We start from the raw sequence: 12,307 nt of genomic DNA, 5'->3' as shown, positions 1-12,307 counted from the left end.
CCCCTCGACCGGGCGCTGGCCGAAGCGGGCCTGCCCCTCGACGAGGAGCACCGCGCCGCCTTCGCCGCCCTGCGCGACACCGACGCCCTGCTGGCGCAAGACCACGAGCTTCCCGCCCTGCTGCGGGCGCTCGACGGCCGCTTCATCGCCCCGGTCGCCGGCGGCGACCTCCTGCGCAACCCGTCCGTACTGCCCACGGGACGCAACATCCACGGCTTCGACCCCTACCGCCTGCCCTCCGCCTTCGCGGTGGCCGACGGCACGCGGCAGGTCGCCCGCATCCTCGCCCGCTACCGCGACGACGGCGCGCCCCTGCCCGAGAGCGTCGCCCTGGTCCTCTGGGGCACCGACAACCTGAAGAGCGAGGGCGGCCCCATCGCCCAGGCCCTGGCCCTGATCGGCGCGAGCCCGCGCTTCGACGGCTACGGCCGCCTCTGCGGCGCCACGCTGATCCCCCTCGAAGAGCTCGGCCGCCCACGCATCGACGTGGTGGTGACCCTGTCGGGCATCTTTCGCGATCTGCTCCCTCTCCAGACCAAGCTGCTGGCGGAAGCCTCCTATCTCGCGGCCACCGCCGACGAGCCGTCGGAGCGGAACTTCGTGCGCAAGCATGCCCTCGCCCACATGGACGAGCACGGCATCGACATGGAGACCGCCGCCCTGCGGGTGTTCTCCAACGCCGAGGGCACCTACGGCGCCAACGTCAACAACCTCGTCGAATCCGGCCGCTGGGAGGACGAGGACGAGATCAGCGAGACCTTTTCGCGGCGTAAATCCTTCGCCTATGGCCGCAACGGCCGGCCCACCGCCCAGCGGGCCCTGATGGGCAGCGTGCTCGCCAAGGTCGATCTCGCTTACCAGAACCTCGATTCGGTGGAGGTCGGGGTGACCTCCGTCGACCATTACTTCGACGGTCTGGGCGGGATGGGCCGGGCGGTGGCCCGCGCCAAGGGCGAGGCCGTGCCGATCTTCATCAGCGACCAGACACGGGGGGAGGGCGTCGTGCGCTCCCTCTCCGAGCAGGTCTCCCTGGAGACCCGGACCCGCATGCTCAACCCGAAATGGACCGAGGGCATGCTCGGCCACGGCTACGAGGGCGTGCGCCAGATCGAGGCGCATCTCACCAACACCATGGGCTGGTCGGCCACCTCCAACGCCGTCGCGCCCTGGATCTACCAGCGCATCACCGAAACCTACCTCCTCGATCCGGCGATGCGCGAGCGCCTCGCCGCCCTCAACCCGACCGCGTCCGCCAAGGTCGCGCATCGGCTGATCGAGGCGCACCAGCGCGGCTTCTGGACTCCCGACGCGGCCACGCGCGACGCGCTCGACCGTGCCGAGGAGGAGCTCGAAGACCGTCTCGAAGGCATCACCGCAGGGGTCGCCGCATGAACATCGCCATCCGTAATCCCGTGGCCTCGCGCCGCGAGGAAGGCAGCCTCCAGGTCGAGCTCGATCCGGCGCTGAAGATCGGCACCGCCAAAGTCTTTGCCGTCTACGGCAAGGGCGGAATCGGGAAGTCCACCACCTCGTCGAACCTGTCGGTGGCGTTCTCGAAGCTCGGGAAACGCGTGCTGCAGATCGGCTGCGACCCGAAACACGATTCGACCTTCACCCTGACGAAGCGCCTCGCCCCCACGGTGATCGATGCCCTGGAGGCGGTGCAGTTCCATTCCGAGGAATTGCGGATCGAGGATTTCGTGGCCGAGGGCTATAACGGCGTCATGTGCGTCGAGGCCGGCGGCCCCCCCGCGGGCACCGGCTGCGGTGGCTACGTGGTCGGCCAGACGGTGAAGCTCCTCAAGGAGCATCACCTTCTCGAAGACACCGACGTGGTCATCTTCGACGTGCTCGGCGACGTGGTCTGCGGCGGCTTCGCCTCGCCGCTCCAGCATGCCGACCAGGCGCTGATCGTCACCGCCAACGACTTCGATTCGATCTTCGCCATGAACCGGATCGTGGCCGCGATCCATTCGAAGTCGAAGAATTATCCGGTGCGGCTGGGGGGCGTCATCGCCAACCGCTCGGCCAAGACCGACGAGATCGACCGCTTCAACGCCGCCGTCGGCCTGGAGCGCATCGCGCATTTCCCCGATCTCGACGTGGTCCGGCGCTCGCGCCTCAAGAAATCGACCCTGTTCGAGATGGAGCCGACGCCGGAACTCATCGCGGTGACGGACGAGTACATGCGGCTGGCCGCCCATCTCTGGGCCGGCGGCAAACCGCTCTCGGCGATGCCGATGAAGGACCGCGACCTGTTCGAGTTCCTCGGGTTCGATTGAGGGTTAAGCGCCATGACGAGCACCAGCTACGCGGCGCGCCGGTCGCAACTGACAACCTATTTCGACCGCACGGCGGTGGAGGCCTGGGCGCGTCTCACCACGGACGCCCCGGTCTCGAAGATCCGCGCCACGGTGCGGGCGGGGCGGGACGCCATGCGGGCGAACCTGCTCTCCTGGCTGCCCGACGATCTCACGGGCCGGCGCGTCCTCGATGCCGGCTGCGGGACGGGAGCCCTCAGCGTCGAGGCCGCCCGGCGGGGAGCGGAGGTGGTCGCCATCGACGTCTCGCCGACGCTGGTGGATCTGGCCCGCGAGCGCAGCGCCGAGCTTCTCGGCGGCCACCGCATCGACTTCCGCGTCGGCGACATGCTCGACCCCCGGCTCGGGCACTTCGACCACGTGGTGGCGATGGACTCGCTCATCCATTACAGCGCCGGCGACATCGTCCGCGCCCTCGCGGAACTCGGCCTGCGCACCGACGGGTCCCTGGTCTTCACCGTGGCCCCGCGCACGGCGCTCCTCACGGTGATGCACGCCGCGGGCCGGCTCTTCCCGCGCGGCGACCGGGCGCCCGCCATCGTGCCGATCACCGAAGGCGGCCTGCGCCGCCGGATCGGCGGGGAGGCCGCGCTCGCCGGGTTCGCCGTGGGGCGGACGCAGCGGGTCAACAGCGGGTTCTATCTTTCCAATGCCGTGGAGTTGGCGCGGGTCTCGGCGAGTTTTCCGTCCTCCAAGCCACGACCTCATCCTGAGGTGCCGCAGCGGAGCGGAGGCCTCGAAGGAGCCCTCCAGAACCCGCCGAGCAATCTGGATGCCTCCTTCGAGGCCGCTGCGCGGCACCTCAGGATGAGGGGGTCTGGTCGGATGGATGCGGAGACGCGCCCATGAAACCCGCCGACCTCACCGCCCGCCTGCTCACGCGCCTCGGCCCCGGCCTGATGCCGTTCCTGCCCTTCGCCGATGCGGCGACGCCGGAACTGCCGCTGGGTCGGCTCCTGCGGCTGTCGCTGTTCCAGGTGACGGTGGGCATGGCCGCCGTGCTCCTCATCGGTACGCTGAACCGGGTGATGATCGTCGAGCTCGAAGTCCCGGCCTGGATCGTGGCCGTGATGCTGTCGCTGCCCCTGGTCTTCGCCCCCTTGCGGGCCCTGGTCGGCTTCCGCTCGGACAGGCACCGCTCGGTCCTCGGCTGGCGGCGCGTCCCCTACATCTGGTTCGGCACGCTGCTGCAGTTTGGCGGGCTCGCCATCATGCCGTTCTCCCTTCTGATCCTGTCGGGCGACACCACCGGCCCGGTCTGGCCCGGCCATGTGGCGGCGGCGCTCTCTTTCGTCATGGTGGGGGCCGGCCTCCACACCACCCAGACCGTCGGGCTGGCGCTCGCCACCGATCTCGCCCCCGCCCATGCCCGGCCGAGGGTGGTGGCGCTCCTCTGCGCCATGCTGCTGGCCGGCATGATGGTCAGCGCCATCGCCTTTGGCCTGCTGTTGGCGAACTTCTCGGCCCTGCGGCTGATCCAGGTGATCCAGGGCGCGGCCGTCGTGACCATCGTTCTCAACGGCATCGCCCTTTGGAAGCAGGAGGCGCGACGGCCCGGACGCACGGCGACGGACCTGCCGCGCCCGAGTTTCTCGCAATCCTGGGCCGCCTATGCCGGCAGCGGCCTCGCCCGCCGGCGCCTCGTGGCCACGGGGCTGGGCACCGCCGCCTTCTCGATGCAGGACATCCTGCTCGAACCCTATGGCGGCCAGATCCTGCACCTGCCGGTCGCCGCCACCACGGCGCTCACCGCCATGCTCGCGGCCGGGGGCGGGGTCGGCCTGCTTCTGGCCGCGCGCTGGCTCAACCGGGGCGGCGATCCGTTCCGGGTGGCGGCCGCCGGCAGCGGGGTCGGCATCATGGCCTTCTCGGCAGTGATCTTCGCGGCTCCCCTCGCCTCGGCCCAGCTCTTCGCCACCGGCGTCACCCTGATCGGCCTCGGCGGCGGATTGTTCGCCCACGGCACGCTCACCGCCTCCATGGCGAAGGCGGGGCCGGAGGATACCGGCCTGGCGCTCGGCGCCTGGGGCGCGGTCCAGGCCAGTGCGGCCGGCATCGCCATCGCCGCGAGCGGCATCCTGCGGGACGTGGGCTCCAGCCTCTCGGCATCAGGCGCGCTCGGCGAGGCCATGAGCGATCCGTCCGTCGGCTACCTCATCGTCTACCACATCGAGATCGCCCTGCTGTTCGCGACCCTCGTCGCCATCGGACCGCTGGTCCGCGACACCGGCAGTCGTGACACCGCCACACGCGGCAGGGAGGCACGCGCCCTCCTGCCGTCCCCTGTTCCCGGTCAAGGAGCCTGATCATGCCAAGAGGTGAAATCACGGGCTATGTCGATGTCGCCCAGGTCGTGCTCTACGCGTTCTGGATCTTCTTCGCCGGCCTCGTCTTCTACCTGCGCCAGGAGGACCGCCGCGAAGGCTATCCCCTGGAGAGCGAAGCGGCCGGCCGCCTCAAGCGCCCCGACCCGATCCTGATCCCGAGCCCGAAGCAGTTCCTGCTCTCCAACGGCCTGGTGAAGACCGCCCCCCAGACCGACATGCAGCCGGCCTGGAACTACAAGGGCCACAAGCGCGAGGTCTGGCCCGGCTCGCCGCTCGAGCCGGACGGCGACGGCCTGCACGACCAGATCGGCCCCGGCTCCTACGCCGATCGCGACGATCACCACGACCGCACATGGGACGACGAGAAGCGGATCGTTCCGCTTCGGGTCGCCGAGCATTTCGTGGTCCACGAGGACGGCCCGAACCCGATCGGCATGACCGTGTTCGGCGCCGACCGGCAGGTGGCCGGCACGGTCACCGACCTCTGGATCGACCGCGGCGAATCCATGGTCCGCTACATCGAGGTCGAGCTCGGCTCGGGCGGGCGCCGGGTGCTGATGCCCAACACCTTCTGCCGGACCGGGCGGTTCTCGCGCACGGTGAAGACCGAGGCCCTGCTGGCCCACCAATTCACCGACATCCCCGGCCAGAAGGACCCTGATTCGGTGACCCTCTACGAGGAGGAGCGGATCATGGCCTTCTTCGGCGCCGGCACCCTCTACGCCACGGCCGAACGCCAGGAGCCGTTCCTGTGAGCCGCGCCGTGAAATCCCCCCTGGGCGTGCCCGCCAACGCCTTCGACGCGCCGCCGGGCCTGCCCGCGCCTCTGCCTGCCGGAGAACATATCCTCTGGCAGGGCCGCCCCTGCGCCTTCGGCATCGCCGCAAGGGCGCTGCATGCCCGCCTCGTCGGCCTCTGGTTCGTCGGGCTGGCCCTGTGGGCGGCGATCCCGCCCCTCGGCGAGGGTGCCTTCGGACAGGCGGTGCTTCTCGCCGGTCCCACCCTCCTCGTCGGTGCCGGCGCGGTCGCGCTCCTCGGCCTCCTCGGCTGGCTCTCGGCGCGCTCGACCACCTACACCATCACCAACCGCCGGGTGGTGATGCGCCTCGGCATCGCCCTGCCGATGACCCTCAACCTGCCCTTCAGCCTGGTCGAGGGCGCGGGGTGCAAGGTCTTTACGGACGGGAGTGGTGACCTGCCTTTACGCCTGCGCAGGGGCAACCGCGTCGCCTACCTTCACCTGTGGCCCCATGCCCGTCCCTGGACCGTCACCAACCCCGAACCGATGATGCGATCGGTGCCGGATGCGAAGCGTGCCGCCGAAATCCTTGCCCGCGCACTGTCAAGCGCACTTGACACAACCGAGGAAACTGGGACTCCTATGGTTATCGCGCGGCAACGGCCCGTTCGCCCGCCGCGCCTCGCCAACGCGAGTTGAAATCAGGGAGGAGACGCGATGACGGCGAAGGCTGATGCCGCCCGGATTCCGCGACCGCTGGTCATCGGGGCGCTCGGGCTCATGGGGTTCGTGACCGTCGTGGTGGGGGTCGGCCGCAGCGAGGGGATCGGCCTCTCGCACATGCCGCCGGCCCGGATCGTCCGCTCCGTCGATCTGACCCCGGAGGACCGTGCCGACGGCGCCATCGTCATCCGGGATGCCCGGACCCAGGACGTCATCACCACCGTCGAGCCCGGCCAGGACAATTTCGTCCGCGCCACCCTGCGCGGTTTCGGCCAGGCCCGCCTGCGCGCCGGCCTCGGCCGGGAGCAGCCCTTCCGCCTGACGCGCCTGACAGACGGCGGCCTCGAACTCTCCGACCCGTCGACGGGCCGCGCCGTCAATCTCGGCGCCTTCGGCCCGTCTAACTTCGTCGCCTTCACGAGGCTCCTCCCCGAGACGAGGCTCGCCGACAGCGGAGCGGTCCGATGATCGCGTCGTTCGGACGTCGCATTGTCGAGGTGCCCTGCACCGTCGAGATCGAGCAGACCCCCGAGACGCTCCACGCCCATGTGACCCTGGACGCCGCGTTCGAGATCGAGCCGGGCGACGAGGTCCAGGTCCACGACGCGCCGACCTCCGTGCCCTACGGCGAGCGCCTCGTGGTCCGCCGCACCGCCACGGTCACCCGTGCCGGCATCCTGGAGCGGCTCTGGACCAAGTTCACCGGCCATTTCGAGCTCACCGAACTCTACGAAGTCAGCTTCTCAGAGAGGAGGCGCCTGTGAACGTCTCGATCCAGCACCAAGGCCCGAAGGGCGTCACGCCCAAGCTGCCCATGAACGAGGGCACCAAGGCCGCCCAGGAGACGACCTTCCTTTCACCCCGCTTCTACACCACCGATTTCGAGGAACTCGACCGCACCGATGTGGAGCCCGTGCGCAAGCAATGGGACATCCTGATCGCGGAACTGCGCGCCGACCCGAACAAGCGCCACTTCACCCGCAACGAGGAGTTCGACCTCGACATGTCCGGCCTCGACCCGGACCTGCGCAAGGAATTCATGGATTTCCTCGTCTCCTCGATCACCGCCGAGTTCTCGGGCTGCGTGCTCTATGCGGAGATGAGGAAGCGCGCCAAGAACCCAGACATCCGCGAGCTGTTCGGCTTCATGAGCCGGGACGAGGCGCGGCATGCCGGCTTCATCAACGACGTGCTCAAGGATTTCGGCATCGGCGTCGACTTGGGATTCCTGACGAAGTCGAAGAAGTACACCTTCTTCCGGCCGAAGTTCATCTTCTACGCCACCTATCTCTCCGAGAAGATCGGCTACGCCCGCTACATCACGATCTTCAGGGAGCTGGAGCGCAACCCGGAAAGACGCTTCCACCCGATCTTCAAGTGGTTCGAGAAGTGGTGCAACGACGAGTTCCGCCACGGCGAGGCTTTCGCGCTGCTGATGCGCGCCAACCCCAAGCTGACCACCGGCATCAACCGCTACTGGATCAAGTTCTTCCTGCTCGCCGTCTTCGCGACCATGTATGTGCGCGATCACTGCCGGCCGCATTTCCACAAGGCTTTGGGGGTCGATCCGACCGATTACGACTTCAAGGTCTTCCAGATCACCTCCGACATCTCGAAACAGACATTCCCGCTCACCCTCGATCTCGACAATCCGAAGTTCAAGGCGGCTCTCGACCGGCTTCTCGTCTGTTCCAACAAGCTCGCCGACGCCAAGGCGCAGGGCGGGATCGTGGGCAGGCTGAAACAGGGCGCCTGGATCGCGGCCTCGGCGGTGAACTTCGTCCGGCTCTATGCCCTGCCCACCATCGACAACCCGATGCCCGCCGAAATCCGACTCGAGCCGGTCTGGTAGGACGCGGGAGGATGGCCGCCCACGCCGTTCCCGCGCTCTACGCGGTGCTGATCTGGTGGTTCTCCACCGGTCTCATCATCCTGCTCGATCACCGCCCCCGCCATACCCACCCCTGGAGCATGGCGGCAGGCACCCTGGTGCTGGTGGCCGCGCTCTACGCCATCGGCGCCAGCGCCGGGGACACCAGCGAGGCGGGCGCCTACACGGCGTTCACGGCGGCACTCCTCGTCTGGGGCTGGCAGGAGATGAGCTATTACATGGGCTACGTCGCGGGGCCGCGCAAAACCGGCTGCCCTCCCACGACGACGGGGTTCGCCCTGTTCCGGGCGGCGGCGGCCACGAGCCTGTGGCACGAGGCGGCCATCGTCGCCGGGATGGCCGGCATTCTCGCCCTGACCTGGGCTGAGCCCAACAAATTCGCCCTGTGGACCTACCTGATCCTCTGGGGAATGAACCTCTCGGCGCGGCTCAACATGTTCCTCGGCGTGCGCAACCTCAACGCCGAGTTCCTGCCCGAACGCCTCGGCTACCTCGCCTGCTTCCTCAGGAACCGGCGCATGAACGCGCTCTTCCCGTTCTCGGTCGGCATCGCCGCCCTCGTGACGATCCTGCTCGCGTGGGCCGCGATGGGGGAGGGGATCGGCGCCCACGAGGTGGCCGGCTTCACCATCGTCACCACGCTGATGGCGCTGGCGACTCTGGAGCACGGCTTCCTGATGCTGCCCCTGCCCTCGGCGGCCCTGTGGGCCTGGAGCCTGCCGAAGGCTGCGGGCACCCCGAACCCTCCCGCCTATGCGGGGGAGGGTGCCTGCGGAACGGGCGTGAGAGGGGTCGGCACAGGCTTTTCCGGAGAGGCGGCTCCCCTCTCCCGACCCTCGCTCACACGAGGGCCCCCCTCCCCCGCAGAGGGGGGAGGGAACGCTCTCTGACGCTCCAGCACGACGAGTCTCAAGCAGCCAACGCGAAACATCGCGATCCATAGGGAAGGGGACGGCCATGAACTACGAAGACTTCTTCGGCGATGCCTTGTCCGGTCTCCACCGCGAGGGCCGCTACCGCGTCTTCACCGATCTCGAGCGCCGGAACGGCCGCTTCCCCCACGCCACCCATCACAGCCCGGGCGGGCAGCGCCCGGTGACCGTCTGGTGCTCGAACGACTATCTCGGCATGGGCCAGAACCCGGTCGTGCTCGACGCCATGCACGAGGCGCTCGACCGCTGCGGCGCCGGGGCGGGCGGCACCCGCAACATCTCCGGCACCAACCATTACCACGTGCTTCTGGAGCAGGAGCTCGCCGACCTCCACCGCAAGGAGGCGGCCCTGCTCTTCACCTCCGGCTACGTCTCGAACTGGGCGGCGCTGGGCACGCTCGCCGGCAAGCTGCCGGGCTGCGTCGTGCTGTCGGATGCCGAGAACCACGCCTCGATGATCGAAGGCATCAAGGCGTCCCGCGCCGAGCGCCACATCTTCCGCCACAACGACCCTGAAGACCTCGACCGCAAGCTGCGGATGATCGACCCGTCGCGGCCCAAGCTCGTGGCCTTCGAGTCGGTCTATTCCATGGACGGCGACATCGCCCCCATCGCCGAGATCTGTGACGTCGCCGAAGCGCATGGCGCGCTGACCTATCTCGACGAGGTCCACGCGGTCGGCCTCTACGGCGCGCGCGGCGGCGGCATCTCCGAGCGGGAGGGCCTCGCCCATCGCCTCGACGTCATCGAGGGAACCCTCGGTAAGGCCTTCGCGGTGCATGGCGGCTACATCACCGGCTCGGCCAAGCTCTGCGATTTCGTCCGCAGCTTCGCCTCCGGCTTCATCTTCACCACCTCGCTGCCGCCTGCCGTGGCGGCGGGGGCCGCTGCGAGCATCAAGCACCTGAAGGCCAGCGGAACCGAGCGCGCCCGGCACCAGGAGCGGGTCGCCCAGGTCCGCGCACGGCTCGACGCCGCCGGCATCCCCTACCTCCCCAACGATAGCCACATCGTGCCCGTGATGGTCGGCGACCCCGTCCTGTGCAAGGCGATCAGCGACACGCTCCTCGACGAGTTCGGCATCTACGTCCAGCCGATCAACTACCCCACCGTGCCGCGCGGGACCGAGCGCCTGCGCATCACCCCGTCGCCGCTGCATTCGGACGCCGACATCGACCATCTCGTCGGGGCGCTGTCCGCCATCTGGACGCGGATGGGCGTGGAGCAGGCGGCGGCGGAGTAGCATTCCCCTCTCCCCGCCGGGCGGGGAGAGGACCTCGTCCTCCCCCCGTCGGGAGGCGAGGTGAGCCCGGCAGGGCGAAGGTGAGGGGGTCCCTCCGGACGGGGCTCCTTCGACAGCGCCCCCTCACCCTCGGCTGCCGCCTCGTTTCGGACCCGACAAGGGGTCCGAACCCCTCTCCCCGCCGGGCGGGGAGAGGGGACCATCCAGAGCTTGAATCGGGTCACCGGGAGACTGTCGATGATCGTCAACGGAACGGCCCGAACCGCATCCCTCCCGTCAAACGCCCACCCTCGTCCCGAGGCGCCGGAGCGCGACGCGAGCCAAGGAATCCTCCGGAAGCCCCGAGGCGACCCCGACCCGTCCATCACGGCACCGCCCATCACCTTCCCCTTCTCCGCCATCGTCGGCCAGGACGAAATGCGGCGGGCCCTGATGATCGCGGCGGTGGACCCGTCCGTGGGCGGCGTCCTCGTCTTCGGCGACCGGGGCACCGGCAAGTCCACCGCGATCCGGGGCCTCGCCGCCCTGCTGCCGCCGATGAGGGCGGTGGTCGGCTGTCCCTATTCCTGCGACCCCGGCAAACCCGCCGGGGAGTGCCCGCATTGTTCCGGCCGCAGCGATGCGCGAAAAAGCTACCTCGCGCCGGTGCCGGTGGTGGACCTGCCGCTGGGCGCCACCGAGGACCGGGTGGTGGGCGCCCTCGACCTCGAACGGGCGCTGACGCGCGGCGAGAAGGCGTTCGAGCCCGGCCTGCTGGCCCGGGCCAATCGCGGCTTCCTATACATCGACGAGGTCAACCTCCTCGACGACCACCTCGTCGATCTCCTCCTCGACGTGGCGGCCTCCGGGATCAACACCGTGGAGCGCGAGGGGTTGAGTGTCCGGCACCCGGCGAAGTTCGTTCTAGTGGGCAGCGGCAACCCGGAGGAGGGCGAGCTGCGGCCCCAGCTCCTCGACCGGTTCGGCCTCGCCGTGGAGGTGACGACGCCCACCGACCTGCCCACCCGCATCGACGTGGTGCGCCGGCGCGACGCCTATGAGCGCGACCCCGCGGGGTTCTGCGCCAGCTATGCCAAGGCCGACCGGGCGCTGCAGAAGCGCCTCACCGCTGCCAGGGCGCGCCTTGCCGGGCTCGACATGCCCGATGCGACCCTGGAGGCCGCGGCCCGGCTCTGCCTCGCTCTGGGCACCGACGGCCTGCGCGGCGAGCTGACCCTGATGCGCACCGCCCGGGCGCTGGCCGCCTATGAGGGGGCCGACACCGTGGGAATCGACCATCTCCGACAGGTCGCGCCATCGGCCCTGCGCCACCGCCTGCGCCGCAATCCGCTCGACGAATCCGGCTCCACCGCCCGCGTCGCGCGAGCGGTGGAGGAGGTGCTGGGCGCGTGAGCGAGGGTCCGGCGATCTGGGCCGACGCCCTGCGCATCGCCCGGCTCGTGGCCGCCGACCCGCACGGCTGCGGAGGCGTGGTTTTGCGTGCCGGGGCCGGTCCGGTGCGCGACCGCTGGCTCGAGATCCTTCGCGAAAACCTCAATCCCGGCAAGCCGTTACGGCGAATGCCGGCGGGCATCGCCGAGGACCGGCTCGTCGGCGGGCTCGACCTCGCGGCGACGCTTTCCGCCGGGCGGCCGGTGGCCCAGGCCGGGCTGCTGGCCGAGGCCGATGGGGGGCTACTCGTCGCCGCGATGGCGGAGCGGATGGGGCAGGGCACCGCCGCGCATCTCGCCGCCGCCCTCGATACCGGGCGGCTGAGGGTGGAGCGGGACGGGCTGGCGGAGACCCGGCCGGCCAGGTTCGGCCTCATCCTCCTCGACGAGGGGATCGGCGAGGACGAGGCCGCCCCGGCCGCTCTCGCCGACCGGCTGGCCTTCCATCTCGACCTCACGAGCGTGCCGCCGAGCGCCATGCGACCGGTGCTTCGACCGCCATGCGACGGCCTTTCGCCGGAATCCGAAACGCCGCCGCATGGCGGTGGGCGCAGCGACCACGACCCCGTCGCGGAGCTGAGCGAGGTCGCGGCCCGGCTCGGCATCGATTCCTTACGCGCGCCGCTCCTCGCCCTCCGGGTCGCCCGCCTCCTCGCCGGGCGCGCCGGGCGCGGTGGCGGGCGACCCGGAGGGCGAGGAGC

The 12,307-nt window shown here is 69.8% G+C and carries 12 protein-coding genes and 1 pseudogene; all 13 read left to right on the top strand.

The annotated features are described in order from the left end of the window. Nucleotides 1–1,392 (top strand): cobaltochelatase subunit CobN (locus tag FV220_RS21350; protein WP_187273485.1); only part of this gene is annotated, 1,392 nt, incomplete at its 5' end. Next, nucleotides 1,389–2,282 carry a ferredoxin:protochlorophyllide reductase (ATP-dependent) iron-sulfur ATP-binding protein gene (bchL, locus tag FV220_RS21345; RefSeq protein ID WP_018043258.1) on the top strand — a complete coding sequence of 298 codons (894 nt, stop codon included), beginning with the start codon at nt 1,389–1,391 and terminating at the stop codon, nt 2,280–2,282. The genes FV220_RS21350 and bchL, both read left to right, overlap by 4 nt. A 12-nt stretch (nt 2,283–2,294) precedes the next feature. Then, nucleotides 2,295–3,170, top strand: coding sequence for a magnesium protoporphyrin IX methyltransferase (bchM, locus tag FV220_RS21340; protein ID WP_147833137.1), 876 nt, complete (start codon nt 2,295–2,297; stop codon nt 3,168–3,170). Then, nucleotides 3,167–4,627 (top strand): BCD family MFS transporter, encoded by a 1,461-nt coding sequence (locus FV220_RS21335; RefSeq protein ID WP_056163299.1) that lies wholly within the window; start codon nt 3,167–3,169, stop codon nt 4,625–4,627. The genes bchM and FV220_RS21335 overlap by 4 nt, the downstream gene beginning before the upstream one ends. A 2-nt stretch (nt 4,628–4,629) precedes the next feature. Then, complete coding sequence (gene puhA / locus FV220_RS21330) at nt 4,630–5,403, top strand: photosynthetic reaction center subunit H (protein ID WP_147833136.1); 774 nt, start codon at nt 4,630–4,632, stop codon at nt 5,401–5,403. Then, nucleotides 5,400–6,086 (top strand): photosynthetic complex putative assembly protein PuhB, encoded by a 687-nt coding sequence (puhB, locus tag FV220_RS21325; RefSeq protein WP_147833135.1) that lies wholly within the window; start codon nt 5,400–5,402, stop codon nt 6,084–6,086. The genes puhA and puhB overlap by 4 nt, the downstream gene beginning before the upstream one ends. Nucleotides 6,087–6,104: 18 nt before the next feature. Next, complete coding sequence (gene puhC, locus FV220_RS21320) at nt 6,105–6,578, top strand: photosynthetic complex assembly protein PuhC (RefSeq protein WP_018043263.1); 474 nt, start codon at nt 6,105–6,107, stop codon at nt 6,576–6,578. Further along, complete coding sequence (locus tag FV220_RS21315; protein WP_018043264.1) at nt 6,575–6,874, top strand: hypothetical protein; 300 nt, start codon at nt 6,575–6,577, stop codon at nt 6,872–6,874. The genes puhC and FV220_RS21315 overlap by 4 nt, the downstream gene beginning before the upstream one ends. Before the next feature lie 50 nt (nt 6,875–6,924). After that, the gene (acsF, locus tag FV220_RS21310) at nt 6,925–7,962 is read left to right on the top strand and encodes a magnesium-protoporphyrin IX monomethyl ester (oxidative) cyclase (RefSeq protein ID WP_147833139.1); all 1,038 of its coding nucleotides are present in this window, start codon (nt 6,925–6,927) and stop codon (nt 7,960–7,962) included. A gap of 11 nt (nt 7,963–7,973) precedes the next feature. Further along, a complete protein-coding gene (gene puhE / locus FV220_RS21305) occupies nt 7,974–8,891 on the top strand; it encodes a putative photosynthetic complex assembly protein PuhE (RefSeq protein WP_056148904.1) in 918 nt (305 codons plus the stop codon). 67 nt (nt 8,892–8,958) lie between these two features. Next, on the top strand, nt 8,959–10,176 hold the full coding sequence (hemA, locus tag FV220_RS21300; RefSeq protein WP_147833134.1) for a 5-aminolevulinate synthase: 1,218 nt from the start codon (nt 8,959–8,961) through the stop codon (nt 10,174–10,176). Nucleotides 10,177–10,407: 231 nt separating this feature from the next. Then, nucleotides 10,408–11,568: a magnesium chelatase ATPase subunit I gene (gene bchI / locus FV220_RS21295; protein ID WP_147833138.1), complete on the top strand. Its 1,161-nt coding sequence runs from the start codon at nt 10,408–10,410 to the stop codon at nt 11,566–11,568. Then, nucleotides 11,565–12,307 (top strand): annotated as a pseudogene (gene bchD, locus FV220_RS21290) (magnesium chelatase ATPase subunit D); the annotation flags it as partial. The gene bchI and the pseudogene bchD, both read left to right, overlap by 4 nt.

It is taken from the genome of Methylobacterium sp. WL19, assembly GCF_008040005.1.
In the GTDB taxonomy this organism is placed as follows: Bacteria; Pseudomonadota; Alphaproteobacteria; order Rhizobiales; family Beijerinckiaceae; genus Methylobacterium; species Methylobacterium bullatum.
Note: the sequence above shows the minus strand (reverse complement) of the source record. Positions and strands in the feature narration are given on the sequence as shown.

Coding starts and splice junctions, on each gene's coding strand:
- bchL (WP_018043258.1), top strand. CDS start 1,389: ATGAACATCGCCATCCGTAATCCCGTGGCCTCGCGCCGCGAGGAAGGC.
- bchM (WP_147833137.1), top strand. CDS start 2,295: ATGACGAGCACCAGCTACGCGGCGCGCCGGTCGCAACTGACAACCTAT.
- FV220_RS21335 (WP_056163299.1), top strand. CDS start 3,167: ATGAAACCCGCCGACCTCACCGCCCGCCTGCTCACGCGCCTCGGCCCC.
- puhA (WP_147833136.1), top strand. CDS start 4,630: ATGCCAAGAGGTGAAATCACGGGCTATGTCGATGTCGCCCAGGTCGTG.
- puhC (WP_018043263.1), top strand. CDS start 6,105: ATGACGGCGAAGGCTGATGCCGCCCGGATTCCGCGACCGCTGGTCATC.
- FV220_RS21315 (WP_018043264.1), top strand. CDS start 6,575: ATGATCGCGTCGTTCGGACGTCGCATTGTCGAGGTGCCCTGCACCGTC.
- acsF (WP_147833139.1), top strand. CDS start 6,925: ATGAACGAGGGCACCAAGGCCGCCCAGGAGACGACCTTCCTTTCACCC.
- puhE (WP_056148904.1), top strand. CDS start 7,974: ATGGCCGCCCACGCCGTTCCCGCGCTCTACGCGGTGCTGATCTGGTGG.
- hemA (WP_147833134.1), top strand. CDS start 8,959: ATGAACTACGAAGACTTCTTCGGCGATGCCTTGTCCGGTCTCCACCGC.